19 protein-coding genes and 4 pseudogenes are annotated in these 20,839 nt (G+C 62.7%); 11 read left to right on the top strand and 12 right to left on the bottom strand.

Annotation, left to right across the window (positions count from 1 at the left end):
* Nucleotides 1-153: 153 nt before the first annotated feature.
* From BVER_RS02570 to BVER_RS02545, 6 genes and pseudogenes are all read right to left on the bottom strand, one after another.
* Nucleotides 154-1,800: an ABC transporter ATP-binding protein gene (locus BVER_RS02570; RefSeq protein ID WP_050451952.1), complete on the bottom strand. Its 1,647-nt coding sequence runs from the start codon at nucleotides 1,798-1,800 to the stop codon at nucleotides 154-156.
* 3 nt (nucleotides 1,801-1,803) lie between these two features.
* On the bottom strand, nucleotides 1,804-2,658 hold the full coding sequence (locus BVER_RS02565) for an ABC transporter permease (protein WP_050451951.1): 855 nt from the start codon (nucleotides 2,656-2,658) through the stop codon (nucleotides 1,804-1,806).
* A 3-nt stretch (nucleotides 2,659-2,661) separates the two neighbouring features.
* The gene (locus BVER_RS02560; RefSeq protein ID WP_050451950.1) at nucleotides 2,662-3,612 is read right to left on the bottom strand and encodes an ABC transporter permease; all 951 of its coding nucleotides are present in this window, start codon (nucleotides 3,610-3,612) and stop codon (nucleotides 2,662-2,664) included.
* Nucleotides 3,612-4,884, bottom strand: a pseudogene (locus BVER_RS02555) (NAD(P)/FAD-dependent oxidoreductase). The gene BVER_RS02560 and the pseudogene BVER_RS02555 overlap by 1 nt, the downstream one beginning before the upstream one ends.
* Nucleotides 4,881-5,549, bottom strand: a complete 669-nt coding sequence (locus tag BVER_RS02550) for a haloacid dehalogenase type II (RefSeq protein ID WP_050451949.1) — start codon at nucleotides 5,547-5,549, stop codon at nucleotides 4,881-4,883. Before BVER_RS02550 ends, BVER_RS02555 begins: the two are co-directional and overlap by 4 nt.
* Nucleotides 5,550-5,586: 37 nt before the next feature.
* Nucleotides 5,587-7,056: an aldehyde dehydrogenase family protein gene (locus tag BVER_RS02545; protein WP_050451948.1), complete on the bottom strand. Its 1,470-nt coding sequence runs from the start codon at nucleotides 7,054-7,056 to the stop codon at nucleotides 5,587-5,589.
* A gap of 161 nt (nucleotides 7,057-7,217) precedes the next feature.
* Here BVER_RS02545 and BVER_RS02540 point away from each other — a divergent pair, with 161 nt between their 5' ends.
* Nucleotides 7,218-8,102 (top strand): LysR substrate-binding domain-containing protein, encoded by an 885-nt coding sequence (locus tag BVER_RS02540; RefSeq protein WP_050451947.1) that lies wholly within the window; start codon nucleotides 7,218-7,220, stop codon nucleotides 8,100-8,102.
* Nucleotides 8,103-8,263: 161 nt separating this feature from the next.
* On the opposite strand, the gene BVER_RS32245 is transcribed toward BVER_RS02540, so the two are convergent.
* The gene (locus BVER_RS32245; RefSeq protein WP_198155129.1) at nucleotides 8,264-8,422 is read right to left on the bottom strand and encodes a hypothetical protein; all 159 of its coding nucleotides are present in this window, start codon (nucleotides 8,420-8,422) and stop codon (nucleotides 8,264-8,266) included.
* On the opposite strand from BVER_RS32245, the pseudogene BVER_RS35855 reads away from it, so the two are divergent.
* Both BVER_RS35855 and BVER_RS02535 read left to right on the top strand, forming a co-directional pair.
* A pseudogene (locus BVER_RS35855) lies at nucleotides 8,348-8,943 on the top strand (MmgE/PrpD family protein); the annotation flags it as partial. The gene BVER_RS32245 and the pseudogene BVER_RS35855 sit on opposite strands and share 75 nt — an antisense overlap.
* Nucleotides 8,917-9,639, top strand: coding sequence for an MmgE/PrpD family protein (locus tag BVER_RS02535; protein WP_369094814.1), 723 nt, complete (start codon nucleotides 8,917-8,919; stop codon nucleotides 9,637-9,639). The pseudogene BVER_RS35855 and the gene BVER_RS02535, both read left to right, overlap by 27 nt.
* 3 nt (nucleotides 9,640-9,642) lie before the next feature.
* On the opposite strand, the gene BVER_RS02530 is transcribed toward BVER_RS02535, so the two are convergent.
* Nucleotides 9,643-10,389 carry an IclR family transcriptional regulator gene (locus tag BVER_RS02530; RefSeq protein WP_050451945.1) on the bottom strand — a complete coding sequence of 249 codons (747 nt, stop codon included), beginning with the start codon at nucleotides 10,387-10,389 and terminating at the stop codon, nucleotides 9,643-9,645.
* 151 nt (nucleotides 10,390-10,540) lie between these two features.
* On the opposite strand from BVER_RS02530, the gene BVER_RS02525 reads away from it, so the two are divergent.
* The 8 genes and pseudogenes from BVER_RS02525 to BVER_RS02500 all read left to right on the top strand — a co-directional run bounded on the left by BVER_RS02525 (nucleotide 10,541) and on the right by BVER_RS02500 (nucleotide 18,648).
* Nucleotides 10,541-11,569 carry an extracellular solute-binding protein gene (locus tag BVER_RS02525; protein ID WP_050451944.1) on the top strand — a complete coding sequence of 343 codons (1,029 nt, stop codon included), beginning with the start codon at nucleotides 10,541-10,543 and terminating at the stop codon, nucleotides 11,567-11,569.
* 77 nt (nucleotides 11,570-11,646) lie between these two features.
* Nucleotides 11,647-12,974 (top strand): annotated as a pseudogene (locus tag BVER_RS35850) (hydantoinase/oxoprolinase family protein); the annotation flags it as partial.
* A 67-nt stretch (nucleotides 12,975-13,041) separates the two neighbouring features.
* Nucleotides 13,042-13,692 (top strand): hydantoinase/oxoprolinase family protein, encoded by a 651-nt coding sequence (locus tag BVER_RS35845; RefSeq protein WP_369094813.1) that lies wholly within the window; start codon nucleotides 13,042-13,044, stop codon nucleotides 13,690-13,692.
* A gap of 20 nt (nucleotides 13,693-13,712) precedes the next feature.
* Nucleotides 13,713-15,722: a hydantoinase B/oxoprolinase family protein gene (locus tag BVER_RS02515; RefSeq protein ID WP_050451943.1), complete on the top strand. Its 2,010-nt coding sequence runs from the start codon at nucleotides 13,713-13,715 to the stop codon at nucleotides 15,720-15,722.
* Nucleotides 15,723-15,787: 65 nt separating this feature from the next.
* A complete protein-coding gene (locus tag BVER_RS02510; protein WP_198155128.1) occupies nucleotides 15,788-16,609 on the top strand; it encodes an ABC transporter ATP-binding protein in 822 nt (273 codons plus the stop codon).
* A gap of 39 nt (nucleotides 16,610-16,648) precedes the next feature.
* Nucleotides 16,649-16,957: a TOBE domain-containing protein gene (locus BVER_RS32240; protein WP_198155127.1), complete on the top strand. Its 309-nt coding sequence runs from the start codon at nucleotides 16,649-16,651 to the stop codon at nucleotides 16,955-16,957.
* A complete protein-coding gene (locus BVER_RS02505; RefSeq protein ID WP_083452012.1) occupies nucleotides 16,954-17,937 on the top strand; it encodes an ABC transporter permease in 984 nt (327 codons plus the stop codon). The genes BVER_RS32240 and BVER_RS02505 overlap by 4 nt, the downstream gene beginning before the upstream one ends.
* A gap of 39 nt (nucleotides 17,938-17,976) precedes the next feature.
* Nucleotides 17,977-18,648 (top strand): ABC transporter permease, encoded by a 672-nt coding sequence (locus BVER_RS02500; RefSeq protein ID WP_198155126.1) that lies wholly within the window; start codon nucleotides 17,977-17,979, stop codon nucleotides 18,646-18,648.
* Here BVER_RS02500 and BVER_RS02495 read toward each other — a convergent pair whose 3' ends face one another.
* The 4 genes and pseudogenes from BVER_RS02495 to BVER_RS35050 all read right to left on the bottom strand — a co-directional run.
* Nucleotides 18,649-19,464, bottom strand: coding sequence for an aldo/keto reductase (locus BVER_RS02495; protein WP_050451942.1), 816 nt, complete (start codon nucleotides 19,462-19,464; stop codon nucleotides 18,649-18,651). It lies immediately after the preceding gene.
* Complete coding sequence (locus tag BVER_RS35060; protein ID WP_269750730.1) at nucleotides 19,461-20,018, bottom strand: aminotransferase class III-fold pyridoxal phosphate-dependent enzyme; 558 nt, start codon at nucleotides 20,016-20,018, stop codon at nucleotides 19,461-19,463. Before BVER_RS35060 ends, BVER_RS02495 begins: the two co-directional genes overlap by 4 nt.
* Nucleotides 19,982-20,524, bottom strand: coding sequence for an aminotransferase class III-fold pyridoxal phosphate-dependent enzyme (locus BVER_RS35055; protein ID WP_269750731.1), 543 nt, complete (start codon nucleotides 20,522-20,524; stop codon nucleotides 19,982-19,984). Before BVER_RS35055 ends, BVER_RS35060 begins: the two co-directional genes overlap by 37 nt.
* Nucleotides 20,470-20,829, bottom strand: a pseudogene (locus BVER_RS35050) (aminotransferase class III-fold pyridoxal phosphate-dependent enzyme); the annotation flags it as partial. The pseudogene BVER_RS35050 and the gene BVER_RS35055, both read right to left, overlap by 55 nt.
* Nucleotides 20,830-20,839 lie beyond the last annotated feature (10 nt).

Raw genomic sequence — 20,839 nt, 5'->3', positions numbered from 1 at the left:
CGTGCTGACGATTGCCTACTTCGATCGTCTTGGCATGCCTCGCCTCACATAACCTCAACTTCCCGAACCGCCCGGTGCGGACCCGCACGCCGGGTGGTGTGGCAGGGTGGTGTGGCAGGGGACCGGCTAGCTTGCTGGCCGCCCCTATGCCGATTAAACCTTCACGCGCAACGCCGTCTCTTCGAGCCAGTTCGCTCGCATCTCCGGCACCGATCCGATCAGCATTTCCGTATAAGGATGACGCGCCTCGTTCAGCAACGCGCTGCGATCGCACGCATCGACCTTCTGGCCTTTGAACAACACGGCGATATCGTCGCAAGTCGTGCGCACGGTGGACAGATCGTGGCTAATGAACAGATACGACATATCCAGTTCATGACGCAACTCGACCAGCAAATCGAGAATCGCCGCGCCGACTACCGTATCGAGCGCGGACGTCACTTCATCGCAGATGATCAATTCCGGCTCGGCCGCAAGCGCGCGCGCCAGATTGATGCGCTGCTTCTGTCCGCCCGATAACTCGCCGTGCCGTCGCATCGCAATCGATACAGGCAACTTCACCAGATCGAGCAGACGCGCGACGCGTGCGGGTATCTCGTTGGCCGCGCATCGACTGAACAGCTTCAGAGGCCACGCGAGAATTTCGCCTACATCGCGCGAAGGATTCAGCACCTTGTCCGCGTTCTGAAACACGAGTTGAATGCGTCGATACAAATCGCGATCGCGCTCTGCGTGACTGCCCGCCAGCGGCTTGCCCATGAAACGAATGCTGCCCTTGGCGGGCGCGAGCAATCCCGCGATCACATGCGCGAGCGTCAACTTGCCCGATCCCGATTCGCCGATCACGCCGAGCGTGGTGCCGCGCCGCAGCACCAGATTCACGCCATCGAGCACGCGCACGGCGGGCATGCCGGAACGATCGCGCTCGCCGTATCCAGCCGTCAGATCGGTGATCTCGAGTAGCGGCGGTTGCCTGCACGCCTGCTCCGCATCGCGATCCGTGAGGCGCGAGACCGGCTCGGCCGCCGCGATCAAACTGCGCGTATAAGGATGCACGGGTGCATCGATGATCTGCGCGAGCGCGCCCTGCTCCTGCATCGCGCCGTTGCGAAGTACAAGCACGCGATCGGCGATTTGCGCGACCACCGCGAGATCGTGCGACACATACACCGCGCTGATCTGAAACTCCTCGATCGCGCGTTTGAACGCGCGCAGCACTTCGATTTGCGTCGTCACATCGAGCGCGGTAGTCGGCTCGTCGAACACGACGACTTCGGGATCGGACATCAGCGCCATCGCCGCCATCAGCCGTTGCAACTGCCCGCCCGACACCTGATGCGGATATCGCTCGCCGATACTCTCAGGCGACGGCAACGCCAACGCACGAAACAAGCTAACGGCCTTCGCGCGCGCCGCTTTGCGATTCATGATGCGCCGCACGCACACACCTTCGATCACCTGATCGATGATGCGCAGCGCCGGATTGAACGATGCCGATGCACTCTGCGCAACATACGCCACGCGACGTCCGCGCAAATCGCGCAATTGCGCTGGCGATGCCGCCAGCACATCGGTGCCGCCCACGCTCACGCTGCCGCCCGAAATGCGACAGCCGCGCCGCGCATAACCGAGCAGCGTCAACGCGATGGTCGTCTTGCCCGAACCGGATTCGCCGATCAGCGCAAGCACTTCTCCACGAGCGATCGAAAAGCTCACGTCCTTGACGATTGCAGTGTCGATGCCGTCTTCACCGCGCGCCACGACATCGAGATTCGATACTTCCACCAGAGGCCAGTTCATAGCTCACCTCGACGCGCGCAAGTGCCCGCGCACAGCAAGACTGTCGATCAGCAGATTCACGCCGATGGTCAGCGTCGCGATGGCGAGCGCAGGCATGATGACCGCGGCCGCGCCCGACGACAGCCCCGACAGATTCTCGCGCACGAGCGAACCCCAGTCCGCATACGGCGGTTGCACGCCGAGGCCGAGAAAGCTCAAGCCGCTCAGCATCAGCACGTTATAGACGAAGCGCAGACCGAAGTCGGCCATCATCGGATGAATCATGTTGGGCAGGATTTCACTGCACGCGATATGCAGCGTGCTCTCGCCATTGAGCCGCGCGACCGTGACATATTCCATCGCGTTGAGTCCGACCGCCTGCGAATGCGCGATACGAAACGCTCCCGGCATATAGATCACGCCCGCCGTGATCACGAGAACGTTGAGATCGGAGCCGAAGATCGCGATCACCAGCAACGCGAGAATCTTGCTCGGCGTCACGAGCAATGCATCGACGATGCGGCAGACGATCTCGTCGAACCACTTGCCGATCACCGTCGATATCAACGCAAGCAAGGTGCCGCTCACGCTGGCGATCAAGGTCGCGGCAAGCGCGAGACCGATCGAATAACGCGCGCCGTAGAGAATGCGGCTCAGCAGATCGCGGCCCAGAAAATCCGTGCCCAACGGATACGCGAGGCTGCTCGATGCGAAGACCTTGCCGCCACTCATATCCATCATGCCGTACGGCGCGATCAGCGAGCCGAACATCGCAATGAAGACCCAAAGCATCGATACGCATAAGCCGATGCGGCCGAGCATCGATAGCAACAGAAAAAAGCGCCCCAATGCGCGCGGAGAAGAGAGAACGTGTTTCATGGATCAACGCAGCTTGGGGTTGAAGACGATCGTCACGACATCGGCGATCAGGAGCAGCAGCAAATAGCACGTGCTGAAGAACAGCACGCAAAATTGCACGATAGGCAGATCGCGATTGCTCACTGCATCGACGAGCGTGCTGGCGAGACCCGGATACGAAAAGATCGCCTCCACGATAATCACGCCGCCCAGCAGATACGAAAGGCTCAGCGCCATCGCATTGACGATCGGGCCGACCGCGTTAGGCAGCGCGTGACGCAACACCGTGCGCGCCGGATGCAAGCCCTTGAGCACGGTCATTTCCGCATACGGCGCATCGAGTTGATTGATGAACGCCGCGCGCGTCATGCGCGCCATCTGCGCGACCACCACGCAGCACAGCACGAGCACCGGTAAGCTGTACGACTTGAGAAACGCGCCGACGCTCGATGTATCCGCACTCACCGATACCGCCGACACCCAATGCAGCTTCACCGCGAACACGAGCACGGCAAGCGTTGCGAGCAAGAATTCCGGCACCGCGACGACCGACATCGTCAGCACGCCGATCACGCGATCGAGCAGCGTGCCGCGCACCATCGCCGCGACGATGCCGAGCACGAGCGCGATCGGCACCGATGCAGCGGTGGCCACGCCCGCGAGCATCAGCGTGTTGGGAATGCGCGCCATCACAATGCTCTTTACCGGCACATTCGCCGCATACGAGGTGCCGAAGTTGCCGCTCAACAAGCCACCGAGCCAGGTGAAGAAACGCACGATGAGCGGTTCGTCGAGGCCCAGTTGCTTGCGCAACATCGCGACGGTTTCGGGCGTCGCGTACTGGCCGAGCGCCATTTGCGCGGCATCGCCCGGCAACAGGCTCGCCATGAAAAAGACGAGCGCGGCGACCAGCAGCAAGGTCAGCGCGCCGATGGCGAAGCGCCGTCCCACGATGCGCACCACGACGTGATTCATCACGACACCGCATCCTTGAAACGGAAATACGCGCCCACCAGCGGCAAGAACCATTCGCGTCCCACATAGCCCGGCAGCGCTTTCCATTCCGCGCGATGCCACGGATTCTCGCGCTTTGCGCCCATCACGATGTCGCACATCACATCGCCCATGTAGGTGGACATCTGCGTGCCGTGGCCGCTGTATGCCATCGAGTAATACAAGCCTTCGTGCTTGCCCGCCGATGGCAAACGATCGGCCGTCGCTTCCACCAGTCCGCCCCAGCAATAGTCGATGCGCGCATCCTTCAAACTTGGCAGCAATGCATCGAGCGATGCCTTCAGGATCTTGCCGCTCTTGCGATCCGACGCCGGATTGCTACGCGCAAAGCGCGCGCGTCCGCCCCACACGAGACGATCGTCCGCCGTCACGCGAAAGTAGTTGCCGAAGTTGAGACTCGTCACATAGTTGCGGCGCTTGGGCAGCGCGATATCGAGCAGCGGCGTGATCGGCTCGGTAACGATCACGAAACTGCCTACGGGCACGATGCGCCGTTGCCACCAGCCGAACGGCCCGTGATTCGAACATCCCGTCGCGAGCAGCACGCGATCCGCTTCGATCGCGCCCTTCGCCGTCGTCACGCGATGCCGATCGCCGCCGATATTCGTCAGCTGCGTCACCGCCGCGTGTTCGAAGATGCGCGCGCCGTAGCGCGCGGCCGTCGTCGCGAGTCCGGTGCTGAACTTGCCCATATGCATCTGGCCGCCGCGTGTGTCGAGCATGCCACCGTGAAAAGCATCGGACGCGAGTTCGCGCTTGACGTCCGCCGCCGACAGCCATTCGACCGGCGCATCGAGATGCTTGCGCAGCGCGTCGAAGTTGCGTCGCATGCCCGCGACATGCGATTCCTTGCTCGCGAGCTTGAGCTTGCCGCGTCGCGTGAAATCGCAATCGATCCGTTCGTCGGCAACGATGCGTTCGACGTAATCGACCGCATCGGTATAGACCTGATAGTGATGCTTCGCGACATCGAGCCCATAGCGATCGGTCAGATCCACCAGGCCTTGCGCGGTGCCCGGACTGCAATGTCCGCCATTGCGTCCCGATGCTTCGCCGTGGATGCGCCCCGCTTCAAGCAGCACCACATCGACGCCCTTGCGCGCCAGCGACAACGCCGCCGACAGCCCCGTGAACCCGCCGCCGACGACGACCACGTCCGCGCGCGGGCAACGTTCCCGTCGCGCCCGATGTGAACGCGGGCGCCGAAGCGAGCCAGTACGGTTCGAGTTTCATAGTCCGAGGACGGCCGCCAGCCCGCCGATATCCTTGATCTCCGTATAGCCGTAATACGGATTGGCCGGCTCGTGTCCGCGCGCGACGAACACCTTGTGCTTGATGCCCATATCGTGCGCGGTCATCAGGTCGTAGCGGAAGCTCGACGACACGTGCAGGATGTCTTCCGGGCCGCAGCCGAGTTGATCGAGCATATATTCGAAGGCCTTCATTTGCGGCTTGTAGGCCTGCGCCTGTTCCGCCGTGTACACCGCATAAAACGGCACGCCGAGCCGCGCGATGTTATGCGGAATCTGCACGTTCGACGCATTCGTCAACGCGACCAGCGGAAACTCCTTTGCGACTTCCGCGAGTCCTGCCGTAGTATCGGGATGCGGGCCCCAGGTCGGCACCTGATCGTAGATCGCCCGACCATCGCCTTCGCGATACGGCGTGCCGAATCGCTTGCAGGTGCGACGAATCGCGTTGTCCACGACCTGCTCGTAGGGCTTCCACGCGCCGAGCACTTCATCGAGCCGATACGCGGCGAACGCATCGGTGAACGCGCGCATCTGTTCCGCTTGCGCGCGGTCTTCGTACAGCGCGCGCGCCGCGTTCGCCATCTCGAAGTAGATGAGCGTGCCGTAGCAATCGAAGGTGATGAACTTGGGCTTAAACAACGACATGACGTCTCCTCGTGCGTGAATGCGTGAACGCGTGAATTCAGAAGTCGATCAACACGGCCTTGTAGCGGAAGTTCGCTTCGAAAGCCTGACGCCCGAGATCCTTGCCGATGCCCGAGCCTTTGAAGCCGCCCGTCGGTAGGATGAAATCCCATGTGCGCCCGAAGCGGTTGACCCACACCGTGCCAGCCGGGATGCGACGCATCGCGCGTAACGCACGGCCGATATCGCGCGTATGCACGCCCGCGGCAAGGCCGTATGTCGGATGATCGGCGAGCGTGAGCGCTTCTTCTTCATCGTCGAAGGTTTGCACCGTCAGCACCGGGCCGAAGATCTCTTCGCGCACCGCGCGCGATGCGCTCGTCACATTCGCAAGCAATGTCGGGCGATAGTAAAAGCCCTTGCCCGCCGTATCGAAACACGCGCCGCCGCACAACGCGCTCGCGCCTTCGTCGATGCTGTCGCGCACGGCTTGCTGAATGCGCGTGGCCTGAAGTTCGCTGATGATCGGCGGAAAGCGCGTCGATGCGTGCCATGTCGGACCGGGTTCGAGCGTGGCGACACGCGCGATCACCGCATCGATCAGGTGCTCGGCGATACCGCGTTGCACGATCAGACGCGTGCCCGACACGCACGCCTGCCCCGCGTTCGATGTGAAGCCGCGCACGATACGCTGCGCGACTTCGTCGATATCGCCGGCATCGTCGAACACGACTTGCGGACTCTTGCCGCCGAGTTCGAGCGTCACGGGCTTGGTGCCGAACTGCGCCGCTTCGCTCATGATGCTCGCGCCCGTGCGCGTGGAACCGGTGAACGACACCTTGCCGATCAGCGGATGACGCACGAGCGCCGCGCCCGCGCCTTGTCCGCGTCCCTGCACGATATTGAAGATGCCCGCCGGCACGCCCGCTTCCACCGCGAGTTGCGCGAAGCGCACGATGGAATGCGGCGTGAGTTCGGAGGGCTTGAGCACCATCGCGTTGCCGGCGGCAAGCGCGGGCGCGCATTTCCACGATGCCATCGTCAGCGGAAAATTCCACGGTGCGATCGCCGCGACCACGCCATAAGGTTCGGGCAGCACCATACCGAGACTGTCGTGACGCGTGGGCAAGGTGTCGCCGCCGAACTTGTCCGCGCATTCCGCGAAGAAGCGGATGCACTCCGCCGTGAACGGTATGTCGAACGCGCGCGCTTCGCTGATCGGGCGCGTGGAGCCGACCGCTTCGAGTCGCGCGAGTTCGTCGGCGTGCGCATCGATGAGATCGGCCCAGCGCAGCAGCACGCGTGCACGTTCGCGCGGCGCGCAGGTGCCCCACTTGCTCGCGCGCCAGTTGCGATGCGCGTTCTCGACCGCTTCATCGACGAGGCTGTCAGACGCATCCGGGATAACACCCATGAGCCATGCATCGGATGGGCGGATCACTTCGATATCGCTCGCACCGGCAACGATGCGTCCGTCGATGAAATGGCCGCTCGGCAAGGCAATCTGGTCGGGGTCGAAGTCCAACATGGCAGCTCGTCGAAAGCCGCTTGCGTATGCTCCGGACAAGGCTTGTTCGCGGGCGTCGCAGCGGAAATGGATCAGGTTCCGGCGAGTTTAAGAAGGCCATTTTTCTTTGACAAATGCGCATATAATCGTGGGCCATACCATTTTGATATGCCCCTTCTCCGATGCTGAATTTTCGCGAAGTGCAAGCCTTCCGCGCAGTGATGCTATCGGGTTCGATGACGCAGGCGGCCAAGGATCTGCATACGTCTCAATCGAACATCAGCCGCGTCATCGGGCAACTGGAACGGCGCATCGGCATCAAGCTGTTCGAGCGGCAGATCGGCAAGCTCATGCCCACGCTCGAAGGGCAAGTGTTCTTTCGCGATGTCGAACATACCTTCGCGAGCCTGCGCGGTCTCGAAGAGAAAGCGGACCTCATCCGCAAGCGCGGCAGCGGCAGATTGCGCGTGGCGGCCGTGCCGTCGATGGCGATCGTCGCCGTGCCCGACGCCATTCATCTGTTCGCGCAAAAGTTTCCGGATGTCGATGTCACGCTGCATGTCGCGGACTCGCTGACGGTGTGCCAATGGCTCGCCACGGGCTATGCGGATGTCGGCATCGCATCGGAGATATTCAACGGCACGAGCGTCGCGCACGAAGTGGCGTGCAAGAGTCTTGGCGTGTGCATCACGCCGCCGGATCACAAGCTCGCGCGCAAACGCGATGCCGTCACGCCCAAAGACCTCGCGGGCGAGCGCTTTCTGTCACTCAAGTCAAGCGATGTCATGCGCAAGCGGATCGACGATGCATGTCAGATCGGCGGCGAGGAGAAGCGCATTCTCGCGTATGAGTCGCACTTCGCGGCGGCGATCTGCCGGATGGTCTCGCGCGGCATGGGCGTGAGCGTGTCGAACCCGGTCGTCGCGCGCGAGTACGCGGGACAGATCGCCATCTTGCCGTTCGCGCCGCGTATCGAATTTTCGACGTACCTTGTCTATCCGCTCAATGTTCCGATGAATATGCTGGCCAAGGCCTTCGGCGAAGCGTTCCGCGAAAGCACGCAATGACGCGCGCCTGAGACCGTCATATCAAATCGGCATCCCCGTCACGCAAAACCGTATTTGACGGCTTATATCGTCGACCCTAGCCTTGGCTTGCTCTCGGGCTTGCGAAACGTCCGGCATCCGGCCGGAAAGCGCGCGCAACGCCGCTTTCACCGGACATCATGTCAGTATCCGCCGATCGCCATCGCAATGATCACGAAGGATTCGCCGGTCTCGTCGACTGGCTGATCGCGCATCGCATCGACACCATTCCCGCCGATGCCATTCACGCCGGCAAGCAATGCATGCTCGACGGCATCGCGTGTTTCAGGACGGGTCTGCATACCGTGCAGATGAATGCATTCCGCCGCGTGCTCGCCGCGAATTCAAACGGTCACGCCAGCCTGTTCGATACCGTGCAACTCTACGCGCACGCGGCCAACATCCTCGACTTCGACGACTGTTTTCGCGGCGAAGCGCCATCGCATCCGGGCGCGACGATCGTCGGTCCGGCACTCGCTTGCGCGCATCGTTTGAAGCGCAGCAGCAGGGACTTGCGCACGCGGTCATCGTCGCGTACGAAGCGTCGCTGCGCATCGGCGCGATGCTGTGTCCGAGCGACGACGCGCCTTCAAAAGATATCGGCTATGCGTCGTGGCAAATCTTCGGCGCGTTTATCGCGGCGGGCATGCTGCTCGAATTGGATCGCGCGCAATGGTTGCAGGGCTTCGGTCTGGCCGCGCAGCAAGCGCCCATGCCGATGATCGTGCGCGCCAATCCCGGCGGCGGCTATACGTGGCTCAAGAATGGTTATGGCGCGGCGGCATCGGCGGGCGTCATGTCGGCGTATCTTGCGAAAGAAGGTTTTATCGGCGATCAGCATTTCTTTTCCGATGCGTTCGGCTTCCGCCATCTCTACGGCTCCGACCGCATTCGTCCCGAACTATTGCGCACCGTGCCCGGCGACGATTGGTGGATACGCCGCGTCGAATTCAAGCAGTGGGCGTGTTGCCGCTGGTCGCATCCGGCGATCGAAGCCGCGCTCGACATGAAGCCCTCGCTCGACGTGAACGCGATCGCGCGCATCGACATTCACTCGTTCCGCGAATTCGTCGATACGCTCGATTCGCCTTTCCCCACCAATCTGGTCGATGCGCAATTCAATGTGCGCTTTCTCGTCGCGTGCGCCTTGTTGACGGACGATATCAACGCGGCGCTGCGCGAGCCGGATTTCGAATCGGCCGCGATTCGCTCGCTGTTCGCGAAGATCGACGTGCATCACGAACCGGCGTTCGATCTTCAGCATCGCAGCGATATGTCGATCCCGACGCGCGTCGTGATTACGCTCGACGATAGCACCGAGCACAGCGCCTTGCTGAGCGAACCGCCCGGCTCGATCCGCCGCGAAGCCGTGTTGATGGAACACACCGAGGCCAAGTTCCGCGCGACGCTCGATCCGCTGATCGGCACGCAAGCCGCAAGCAACGCACGCGACATCGTAATGCATCCCGAGGCACACAGCGCATCCGATTTGATGCATGCGCTGTTCCCAGCGACATGAGGATCAACCGTGCCCGCGGCCTCTGCTGATCTGCGACGCGGCGTTCATCACCGCGCCCGCCCATTCGCCGATACGGCCTTCCTCGAAGCGCGATTCCGGCATCGAGATGCACACGCTCGCCACGACGATGCCGCTCGCGTCGAACACGGGCGCGCCGATCGCATAGATCGCGTGACGATACTGCCCGAGGTTCATCGAATAGCCGCGCGCGCGGATGCGTTCGATTTCCTCGCGAATCAGCGCCGGATCGTTGATGGTTCGGTCTCCGTATTTTTTCAGATCGCGATTGAGGATGGTCGCGATCTGGCCTTCGTTCATAAATGCAAGCAGCGCGAGACCGTTGGCCGTGGCGTGAAACGGCGAGACGTCGCCGATCTTGTACGCCGTGCGCACGAACTGCTTGCACTCGATTTCTTCGACCAGAACCATCGCGTTGGTGCCATCCGGAATGGACAGATGCACGGTCTCGTTCACCGCGTTGCACAGGTCCTGCATCGGCTCGCGCGCGGCTTTTTGCAGCGCGCCGCCCTTCAGCGCATTCGGCCGCACGCTGATCACGCGCGGACTGATTTCCCAGCGCGTGATTTCGCCGCTCGCCTGCCGCAGCCAGCCCGCTTCCTGAAACGTCATGAGCACGCGCTGCACGCTGGATTTGGGCATTTCCAGCAGCTTGGCGAGCTCGCCCACGCCGACCGGCTGATGCTCCGACACGGCCTCGATGATTTCGATGCTTTTAAGAAGACTGTTCATTTTTGAATGCCTTGCGATGGCAAATATCGCATGCTACCTTGTACCACGATATTAAACGCTGTGCCGTATTGTGGCACGAAGGCGAGTTAGCCGCAAGCACGTACCGCACGCGCCGGGGAAGTTTTCGATGAATCAACCGCACAGGAAGACGATGAAGACGATTGCCGTTCGTAGCGCCGCCCTCATGCTGGGTTCCCTGTTCGCCGCATACGCGGCGCTCGCCGCCGATCTCACCGTGACCGCGTTCGGCGGCACGTGGGAGAAGGCGTATCGCAAGTGCTTCGTCGAGCCGTTCGAGAAGAAGACCGGCAAGAGCGTGGACGTGACGCTCGGCAATCCGCTGCAATGGGTCAATCAGGTGGCGGCCAGCCCCGACAAGCCGCCTATTGACGTGATGGTGAGCACGCCCGAGGCAACGCATATCGCCGTGAGCCGCAACGTGCTCGATCCGATTTCGGCCAAGGACGTGCCGAACATGGCGCAGCTCGATCCGCGTCTCGTCGAATACGGCAAGGGCTACGGCTTTCCCATCACCTACGGCGATTTCGGCCTGATGTACAACGCCAAGCGCGTGAAGAATCCGCCGAAGACGTGGAAGGAATTCGTCGACGGCGTGGTCGCGGGCAAGTGGCAAGCGAGCATCCCCGATATCAACTATGTGGCGACGCCGGCCGGTCTCATCACGCTGTTCAATCAGCTGTACGGCGGCTCGCCCACCAACATCCAGCCCGCGCTCGATCAGGTCAAGCGCATGCGCGACAGCAAGAACGTCACCTTCTTCAGCGATCCGAACGCGCCGCTCAACGCGATGCGCAACGGCGATATCGATATCGCGATGTACTACGACGGCCGCGCCTGGGCCGAACACGACAGCGGCAATCCCGATATCGCGTGGGTCAATCCGGGGCCGGGATCGGTCGCGTTTCCGAACATGGCCGTGAAGGTGAAGAACGGTTCGCCGCTCGGCACCCAATTCCTCAACGAACTCGCATCGGCGGAAGGCCAGAGTTGCTTCGCCAACACGATGCAGTACACCGCGTCGAACACCAAGGTCACGTACGAGCTGAAGGTCAAGCCGCGTATCGCAACGGTCGACGGTTCGATCTGGGTCAACTTCGAGGACATCGGCAAGTACGTGCCGCAATGGATCGAAGCATGGAACAAGCAGATCGGCCGTTGATCGACGCAAGGCTCGAGGATTAGCGCAGCGCTTCAGGCAGGCAATTCGCGCCTGCTCAACCAGACAGGGACATTGCAATGGGCTTGAGAATCGGAGTGGATATCGGCGGCTCGTTCGCCGACTTCGCGGTGCTGGACGACGAGACGCGGACGACCCGCACGCTGAAGGTGTTTTCGCGGCCCGATAGCCCGGGCAGCGGGTCATCGACGGCATGCAGGGACTCAGCGAGCGCTTCGGTATCGATCCGCGCGACGTGGTGTATTTCACGCACGGCACGACCGTCGGCGTGAACGCCGTGGTGCAGCGCAAGGGCCTGCGTCTCGCGCTCATCACCACGCGCAACTTCGAGGACGTGCTCGATATCGCGCGTCTGAAGATTCCCGACATGTATCACCTGATGTCGCGCCGTCCCGAGCCGCTCATCACGCGCGATCGCGTGTTCGGTGTCGATGGCCGCATGCGTCCCGACGGCAGCGAGGAAACGCCGATCGACGAAGCCAGCGTGCTCGCCGCGCTCGATGCGCTCGATGCGCTCAAGGCCGCGCAATGCGAAGGCGTGGTGGTTTCGCTGCTGTATTGCTATCGCAATCCGGCGCATGAATTGCAGGTGAAGGCGATCATCGAAAAGGCCGCGCCGGGCTTCTTCGTGTCGTGCTCGCATGAAGTGTGGCCGATCATCCGCGAATACGAGCGCACGGTGACGGCGACCATCGGCGGCTATGTGCAGCCGCGCGTGTCGCAGTATCTGACGCGTTTGCAGGCGGCGCTTGCGGAGAGCGGCGTCGGCGCGGACCTGAAGGTCACCAAGTCCAACGGCGGCGTGATGAGCGCCGAAAACGGCAAGAACAATTGCGTGCAGATGATTCTCTCCGGCACGGCGGCGGGCGTGATCGGCGCGTCGTATCTCGCGGGCATGTGCGGCATTAAGGACTGCATGAGCCTCGATATCGGCGGCACGACGGCCGACGTCGCGCTGATCGTCGACGGCAAGCCGCAGTACGCGACCGGCGAATATATCGGCGATTTCCAGATCCATATTCCGTCGGTCTCGGTGTCGTCGATCGGCGACGGCGGCGGCTCGATCGCGTGGGTCGATGATTTTGGCGTGTTAAAGGTAGGACCGGAGAGCGCGGGATCGAATCCGGGCCCGGTGTGCTACGGACGCGGCGGCACGCGCCCGACCATCACCGACGCGTTCGCCGTCATCGGCGTGCTGGGCCGCGCCTCGCTCGGCTAAAACGCGGTGCAGGTCGATGTCGATGCCAGCCGGCGCGCCATCGAGCCGCTCGCGGAGCGCCTCGGGATAGACGTGCATCAGACGGCGGCGGCGATCATCGACGTGTCGGTGTCGGGCATGTACGGCGGCGTGAGCCGGATCGTGTCGCGCTTCGGTATCGATCCGCGCGCGTTCTGGCTGATGCCGTTCGGCGGCGCGGGCCCGATGCTCGGCGGCTTTCTCGCGCGCGCTGAATATGCGGCATATCGTGGTGCCGACCACGCCGGGCGTGCTGAGCGCGCTGGGCGGTTTGATCGCGGATACGAAGAACGATTTCGTTCGGATGACATACTATCCGATCGACGCCGAATCGCTCGGCAAGCTCGCCGACGATCTCGCGATGCTGGAATCGCAGGCGCGCGAGTGGATCGTCGGCGAAACGGGAACGGATGCGGGCGCGGAGATGACGGTATCGGCGGATATGCGTTATCGCGGGCAATCGTTCGAAGTGGACACGCCGCTGGATGCGCAGTCGATCCGCGCGCGCGACATGTCCGCCATCGCCGATGCATTTCATCGCGAGCATCACCGGTTGTACGGTCATAGCGACGAGCGTTCGGCGGTGCAGGTGGTGGCGTTGCGTCTGGTGATCAGCCTGCCGACGCCGGAGCCCGAAATGCCGAAGGTCGCGCGCGGCGAAGGCAAGCCCGTCGTGGAAGCGATGATCGACGTGTATCTGGACGGCGCGTGGCGCACGGTGCCGGTGTATCGGCGCGCTTCGCTGCTGGCGGAACATCGCTTCGATGGCCCGGCCATCGTCACGCAGGACGACACGACGACCTGCGTGCTGCCCGGCTTCGAATGCGTCGTCGACGAATACGGCAATCTGCTGCTGTCGGCGCAGTGAGAACATACAAGGAACCCATCATGACGTTCAACCGGTCCGTTCTTCAGATCTTCTCGAACTACTGCGTCGCGGCCGCCGAAAGCATGGCGCACACGCTCATGCGCACCGCGCATTCCGCTTTCGTGAAGGAAACGGAAGACTTCTCCTGCACCATCATGACGCCCGAGGGCCTCACCTTCGCGTCGCCGAAAACGCTCGGCGCGACGTGGTATCCGGGCCTCGACTTCGGTTCCGTGATCGATGCCATCGATCATTACGAACCCGGCGATATCGGCATGACCAACGACGCGTATAGCGGCTACGTCGCGACGCACACGCCCGACGTGATGATGTGGAAGCCGGTGTTCTACCAAGGCGAAATCGTCTGCTACGTGGGCGGCCATATTCACAACACCGACATGGGCGGCGCGGTGCCTGCGTCGCTGTCGCGCACGCTGACGGAGATCTATCAGGAAGGCATTCGCTGGTCGCCGACCAAGATCGTCAGCGTGGGCGTGCTCGATGAAAAGTTGCTCGATCACATGGCGATCAATGTGCGCGCGCCCGAACAGAATCGCGGCGACCTGAAAGCGCAAATCGCCATGCTGATGACGGGCGACCGGCGCGTGCTGGAGATCATCGAGCGCTTCGGCGTGGAGGATTTCAAGTCCGGCATGTACGCGATGATCGACTACTCCGAAGAGCAGGCGCGCGCGCTCGTATCGGCGATGCCCGACGGCGAATACTTCTTCTGCGAGTTCACCGATGAAGACTCGCCCAACGGCAAGCCGCTGCGCGTCGCACTCAATCTCAAGGTGCAAGGCGAATCGCTCGTGCTCGATTTCACCGGCAGCGATCCGCAGCTGAATTCGTCGCTCAATATGCCGACCGGCGGTAAGGAGCGGCATGTGCTCGCGCTGGTCGGCCTGAACTACGTGCTGTATTCGCTGCATCCCGATCTGCTGCTGAATGCTGGGATGCTGAAGGTCGCGCGCTGCATCCTGCCCGAAGGCACGATCATGAATTGCGTGCCGCCTGCCGCAGTCGGCATGCGCAGTCTGACCTGCAAGGTCGCGCAGATGGTCACCTTCGGCGCGTTCTCGATGGTGTGTCCCGAGCGCTTGTCCGCGTGCCCTGCCGGCGGCATGTCGATCCTCAACGTGCGCACGGTCGGCAGCGACGGCAGCACCGTCATCGCGGCGATCGGACCGGTCGGCGGCGGCGCGGGCGGCATGGCGAGCGGCGACGGCTCGGATGCATCGGGCGCGAACAACGCATTCCTGCGCAATACGCCGGTTGAAATCAACGAAGCCGAAGTGCCGATCCGCATCCTCAAATACGGTCTCGTGCCGGGCAGCGCGGGCGCGGGACGTTATCGCGGCGGTCTGGGCACGATCATGGAGTTTCGCGTCTTCTCGCCGGGCACGCTCGTCACGGCGCGCAATCGTGACCGCTCGCGCTTCGCATCGTGGGGCGTGCTGGGCGGCAAGGCGGGCGCGAATTCGCGCTTCACGCGCAATCCGGGCACGGCGGGCGAAGAGAATTTGGGCGTCTCCGATCTGGTCGTCTGTTATCCTAACGATGTGATCCGTCTGGAAGGGTGCGGCGGCGACGGTTACGGCGATCCGTACCAACGCGATCCGCAGAAAGTCGCGACCGATGTGCAACGCGGCTATCTGACCGAAGCCGAAGCGCTCGCGCAATACGGTGTGGTGGTACGCGCAGGCGTCGCCGACACGCAAGCAACGGAAGCACAGCGCGCCGAACTCGCCGTCGATGCGTCGCGCACGCCGCCCGCGCACTTCAACTACGGCGCGGCACGCACGGCCTACGAAGCGCGCTGGACACCCGCGCGCTATGCCGTGCTGACGGAGATTCTCGCGTCGGCGCCGGTCATCTGGCGTCACTTCCTGAAGCACAAGATCTTCGATGCCTTCGATGCATGGGAAACCGCCGGCAAACTCACCGAAGGCGCGGGCGTCGTGCGCGAAATTTTCGCGGACGTATCGAAGCAGTATCCGCAATTGCTGGAGAGCAAACGCGCCGCGTAAGTGGTGGCCATGAATGGTCTCCTTCGGAACGAACCGTCTCACTCCTGTCGATGAAGGTGCATGCGATGTTCCAGTCCGCCAATCCCGTCTCCGATGCCGCGCTCGATGCTCGCGCGCCCGCCGCTTCGGCGCGTTCGCAACCGCTCTCGCTCGACGGCCTCAACAAGCGCTTCGGCGCGATCACCGCGCTGGAAGACCTGTCGCTCGAAGTGCGCGCGGGCGAACTCGTCGCGCTGCTCGGACCGTCGGGTTGCGGCAAGACCACTACGTTGCGCCTGATCGCGGGCTTCGAGTTTCCCGATACGGGCGCGATCCGCATCGCGGGCCGCGACGTCACGCATGTTCCGCCGAACAAGCGCGGCCTCGGCATGGTGTTTCAGAACTACAGCCTGTTTCCGCATCTGACGGTGGCCGACAACATCGCCTTCGGCTTGCGGATGGCGGGCGTGCCGAAGCGAGACCGCGCGCCGCATGTCGCGCGCATGCTCGATCTGATTCGCTTACCCGGCTTCGGCGAACGGCGTATCGCGCAGATGTCGGGCGGGCAGCAACAGCGCGTGGCACTGGCGCGCGCGATCGTCACGAATCCGTCGGTGCTGCTGCTCGACGAACCGCTCGGCGCGCTCGATAAGAACCTTCGCGAAGGCATGCAGTTCGAGCTGAAGCAGTTGCAGAGCGAACTCGGCGTGACCAGCGTAATGGTCACGCACGATCAGGAAGAAGCGCTGACGATGAGCGATCGCGTCGTCGTGATGAATCACGGGCGCATTCTTCAGGCGGGCACGCCGCGCGAGGTGTACGACCGGCCGCGCACGCGCTTCGTCGCGGAATTTCTGGGCGCGGCGAATATCCTGCCGTTCACGGTCGTGCGCGGCGAACAGAACTAGCTCAATATTTCCATCGGCGATGCACGGCGCGCGCCGCCCGTGACGTGCCGCATCGGTCACGCGTTGGGCAAGCCGCTCGCCGCGGGCGCGACAGCCGAACTCGCCGTGCGCCCCGAAAAGCTGCGTCTCGATGCCGCGCGTCCCGACGATATCCGCTTCGCGGGGCAAGTGTCCGCGCGCGTGTTTCGCGGCTCACAGCATGCGTATCGGATCGACGTGCCGATGCTCGGGCAGACCTTCGGCGTGTATCAGCAGGCAGCATCGGCGAACGCTCTGGAGCCGGGTGAAAACGTGACGCTTTCGATCAGCCCCGACGATCTCGTCGTGCTCGAAGGAGAACCGCAATGAGTTCGATCGCCTTGCCCTCCGCGCGCGCGCGTTTCTGGATTTCGCCGACTGTCGTGTTGTGCGCGCCCGTGCTGATCGTGCTGGTGATGTTCTTCGGCATGCCGCTCTATGAGAACGCGCTGCGCAGCGTCGGCATCTCCGCGATTCCCGGCGCACATTCGGCCTTCACGCTTCAGTACTATCACAAGCTGTTCAGTTATCCTTACTATATCAGCATCATCGTCGAAACGCTGAAGATGAGCTTGTGGACCACGTTCTGGTGTCTTATCGTCGGCTATCCGGTGGCGTATTTCATGGTGCGTCGCGCGGGACGCTTCGCCGGACCGCTGATGTTCGTCCTGATCATGCCGCTGCTCACCTCGATCATCATGCGCACGTTCGGCTGGAACGTGCTGCTCGGGCGGCACGGCCTCGTCAACGATGCGCTGCTCGCGCTCGGCTTCATCGACCGGCCGTTGCGCATGACGCAGGGCGAGGCCATCGTCTATGTCGGCAACGTGCATGTGATGGTGTCGTTCATGGTGCTGTCGATCATTCCGGTGCTGCGTTCGGTCGATCAGCGGCTGGAAGAATCGGCGCGCGTGCTCGGCGCGGGCGCGTTGCGGGCGTTCTTTCTGGTGACCTTGCCGCTGTCGGTGGAAGGCATCATCACCGGATGTCTGATCGTGTTCATGATCATCAACGGCAGTTTTATCGGCGCGCTGCTGCTCGGCGGCGGCAGCGTCGTCACGCTACCCTTGCTGATCTTTCAGCAGTTCAGCCAGGCGCAGGATATGGGCTTCGCGAGCGCGATGGGCAACTTGCTGCTGATCATCGTGCTGATCTGCCTGTATGTGCAAGGGCGGCTGACCGGCCGCAACAAGGAGGCACGCTGCTCGATGCGCCGCAAGGTGGCTCGCGTCTGCCGGAAAGGCTCGGCAATGGCTTGCTGGCCGTTTATATCGCGCTATTCGTGGTGTTTTTGCTCGCGCCGATCGTGATCGTGGTGCTCGCGTCGCACGCCAGGCGAGTCGGTCGCGGTGTCGCTCGATGGCGTGTCGCTGCGCTGGTATCGGCGATTTCTCGAATACAAGCCCTTCACCGATTCGCTGATCACGAGCCTGCTGCTCGCGGGTGCATCGACGGTGCTGGCGATCGTGCTAGCGGTGCCCGCCGCGCTCGAGCTGGCCCGCTCGCATTCGCGCACTGCCAACGCGGTCACGTCGTTTCTGCTGTCGCCCATTGCCGTGCCGCCGCTGGTGGTCGGGCTGTCGTCGCTGTATTACCTGTCGGAGTTGGGCATCGGCAATTCGTTTCTGGCGCTGCTGATCACGCATACGTGCGTGTCTGTGCCGTATGTATTGCGCACGACGATTGCCGCGTGCAGGAACCTCAGTCCGGGTTACGGCGAAGCGGCGTCCGTGCTCGGCGCGAGCATCGGACAGCGCTTCGTGCACGTCACACTGCCGCTTATTTCGCCGGGGATTTTCGCGGGCGCGCTGTTTTCCGTGCTGATCTCGCTCGACAATCTCGGCGTGTCGTACTTCTTCGGCAGCGCGAATACGACGACGCTACCCGTCGTGATGCTCTCGTATTTGCAGAATCAGTTCGATCCGTCGATCGCCGCGATCAGCACCGTGCAGATGACGATCGCGATCGTGTTTCTGCTGGCGGTCGAACGCATTTACGGCCTGCGTTCGATGAACGGCTGATCAAGCCGTATCCCACTGCGGCGCCCACGAGACCTTGCTGATGCGTCCATCGGGCGATGCGAGTCCGGCGATGCGATGCATCTCGTCGTCATCGAGCGCGAAGTCGAACACGTCGATGTTCTCGCCGATACGCTGCGCATTGCCCGACTTCGGCAAGGCCGCGACGCCCGGCTGCTGCACGAGCCAGCGCAGCAGAATCTGCGCACTGGTCTTGCCGTAACGCCGCGCGATATCGGCGATCATCGGATCGTCGATCAGCCGCCCGCTGCCGAGCGGCATATGCGCGACGAAGCTCATATCATGTTTGGCGCACGCCGCCAGCACCTTCTGCTGATTCAGATACGGGTGATACTCGCACTGATTCACCGACAGCTTCACCGGCGACGCCGCGACCGCGCGCTCCAGCCACGCCACCGGAAAATTCGATACGCCGATCTTGCGCGCCAGCCCTTGCCGATGCGCATCGGCCAGCGCTTCGAGCGTTTCCTCAAGCGGAATATCCGGGTTCGGCCAATGTATCAGTAGCGGATCGACGTAATTGAATTTCAGCTCGCTCAGGCTGCGTTCCACCGAACGGCGAAACGCGCCCGCATGCAGTTCCGTCCACCAGACCTTGGTCGTGACGAACATCTCGTCGCGCGCGATACCGCTTTGCCGGATGCCCTCGCCGACCGCCGCTTCGTTCTCGTAACGCGCGGCCGTATCGATATGCCGATACCCTTTTTCGATAGCGATGCGCACGGCCTTCACGCCGTCGTCGTGTTGCGATTGCCACGGGCCCAGCCCGATGGCGGGCAGATGGAGCGTCGAAGTCATGCGGTCCTCAAGGTATCGTCGAATGCGAGTTGCATGCGCCGCACGATCTCGTCGGCCTCGTCGCGCGTGGTGATCAGCGGGGGCGCAAAGCCCACGATGTCGCTGCCGAGCGCGCGAACCAGCAGCCCATGCCCGCGCGCCGCCGCGACGACGCGCGCATTGATGCGATGCTCGGGCGGAAACGGCGTGCGTGTCGCGGGATCGAGCATCAGTTGAATCGCCATCAGCATGCCGATGCCGCGAACATCGCCCACCGACGGATGCGCGCCAAAGGTCGCTCGCAAGCGTTCGAGCAGATACGCGCCCACGCTGTCCGCGTTCGCGACGAGTTGCTCGCGCTCCATGATGTCGAGATTCGCCAGCGCGGCGACCGCGCCCATCGGACGCCCGGAATAGGTCCAGCCGTGGCCCATCATGCCGTGCTCGCGCGAGCCGTACATCAGCACGTCCCAGAAGGCATCGCCTACGACGACTGCCGATAGCGGCGCATACGCGCTCGTCAAGCCTTTCGCGAAGGTCAGCAGATCGGGCCCCGGATATCGAAGCGCTCGCAACCCGTGCGCGCGCCGAGACGTCCGAAGCCGCACACGACTTCATCGGCGATCAGGAGAATGTCGTGACGGCGCAGCACGTCCTGCACCGCGCGCCAGTAACCTTCGGGCGGGGGCACGATACCGCCGGTGCCGTTCATCGGTTCCGCGATAAATGCAGCGATGGTGTCGGCGCCTTCGCGCTCGATCAGCGCTTCGAGTTCCGCCACGCAATGCGCCGTGAACGCCGCTTCGCTCATGCCGGGCGCGGCGTTGCGATAGTAGTCGGGACACAGCATGCGCAACACGCGATCGAACGGCGAACGAAGTTTGCGTGATAGACCGGCAAACCCGTAAGCCCGCCCGTGACGATGCCCGAACCGTGATACGCCCGATCGCGCGCGATGATCTTCTTCTTGTTTCTGCGGCCAAGAATGTTGTTGTAATACCAGACCAGCTTGATCTGCGTCTCGTTGGCATCCGAACCCGACATGCCATAAAACACCTTCACCATGCCCGGCGGCGCCCATTGTTCGATCAGGCGTTGCGACAGCTCGATCACCGGTTCGTTGCTGCTGCCGACATACGTGTGATAGTACGAAAGCCGCTTGCATTGCTCGGCCATGCGATCCGCGATCTCGTCGCGGCCATAGCCTACGTTCACGCAATACAGCCCGGAAAAGCCGTCGATATACTCGCGGCCCGCTGCATCGGTCAGATGAATACCGTGACCTTCCGTGACGATGAAACCTTCCAGCGCGCCGGTCGCGTGATCGTAGGCATGTGTGCCCGGATGAAAGAAGTGACACCTGTCCGCTTGTTCGAGTGATTGCATCGTTGTCCTG

The sequence above is a fragment of the Candidatus Burkholderia verschuerenii genome (assembly GCF_001189365.1).
GTDB classification, from domain to species: Bacteria; Pseudomonadota; Gammaproteobacteria; order Burkholderiales; family Burkholderiaceae; genus Caballeronia; species Caballeronia verschuerenii.
This window is presented reverse-complemented; position numbering and strand designations above follow the sequence as displayed.

Coding starts and splice junctions, on each gene's coding strand:
- BVER_RS02505 (WP_083452012.1), top strand. CDS start 16,954: ATGAGTTCGATCGCCTTGCCCTCCGCGCGCGCGCGTTTCTGGATTTCG.
- BVER_RS02560 (WP_050451950.1), bottom strand. CDS start 3,612: ATGAATCACGTCGTGGTGCGCATCGTGGGACGGCGCTTCGCCATCGGC.
- BVER_RS02550 (WP_050451949.1), bottom strand. CDS start 5,549: ATGTCGTTGTTTAAGCCCAAGTTCATCACCTTCGATTGCTACGGCACG.
- BVER_RS02510 (WP_198155128.1), top strand. CDS start 15,788: ATGTTCCAGTCCGCCAATCCCGTCTCCGATGCCGCGCTCGATGCTCGC.
- BVER_RS02525 (WP_050451944.1), top strand. CDS start 10,541: ATGAAGACGATTGCCGTTCGTAGCGCCGCCCTCATGCTGGGTTCCCTG.
- BVER_RS02545 (WP_050451948.1), bottom strand. CDS start 7,056: ATGTTGGACTTCGACCCCGACCAGATTGCCTTGCCGAGCGGCCATTTC.
- BVER_RS02535 (WP_369094814.1), top strand. CDS start 8,917: ATGTCGGCGTATCTTGCGAAAGAAGGTTTTATCGGCGATCAGCATTTC.
- BVER_RS02565 (WP_050451951.1), bottom strand. CDS start 2,658: ATGAAACACGTTCTCTCTTCTCCGCGCGCATTGGGGCGCTTTTTTCTG.
- BVER_RS35055 (WP_269750731.1), bottom strand. CDS start 20,524: ATGGGCGCCGCCGGGCATGGTGAAGGTGTTTTATGGCATGTCGGGTTC.
- BVER_RS32245 (WP_198155129.1), bottom strand. CDS start 8,422: ATGCAGACCCGTCCTGAAACACGCGATGCCGTCGAGCATGCATTGCTT.
- BVER_RS02495 (WP_050451942.1), bottom strand. CDS start 19,464: ATGACTTCGACGCTCCATCTGCCCGCCATCGGGCTGGGCCCGTGGCAA.
- BVER_RS02540 (WP_050451947.1), top strand. CDS start 7,218: ATGCTGAATTTTCGCGAAGTGCAAGCCTTCCGCGCAGTGATGCTATCG.
- BVER_RS02570 (WP_050451952.1), bottom strand. CDS start 1,800: ATGAACTGGCCTCTGGTGGAAGTATCGAATCTCGATGTCGTGGCGCGC.
- BVER_RS35845 (WP_369094813.1), top strand. CDS start 13,042: ATGCGGCATATCGTGGTGCCGACCACGCCGGGCGTGCTGAGCGCGCTG.
- BVER_RS02530 (WP_050451945.1), bottom strand. CDS start 10,389: ATGAACAGTCTTCTTAAAAGCATCGAAATCATCGAGGCCGTGTCGGAG.
- BVER_RS02515 (WP_050451943.1), top strand. CDS start 13,713: ATGACGTTCAACCGGTCCGTTCTTCAGATCTTCTCGAACTACTGCGTC.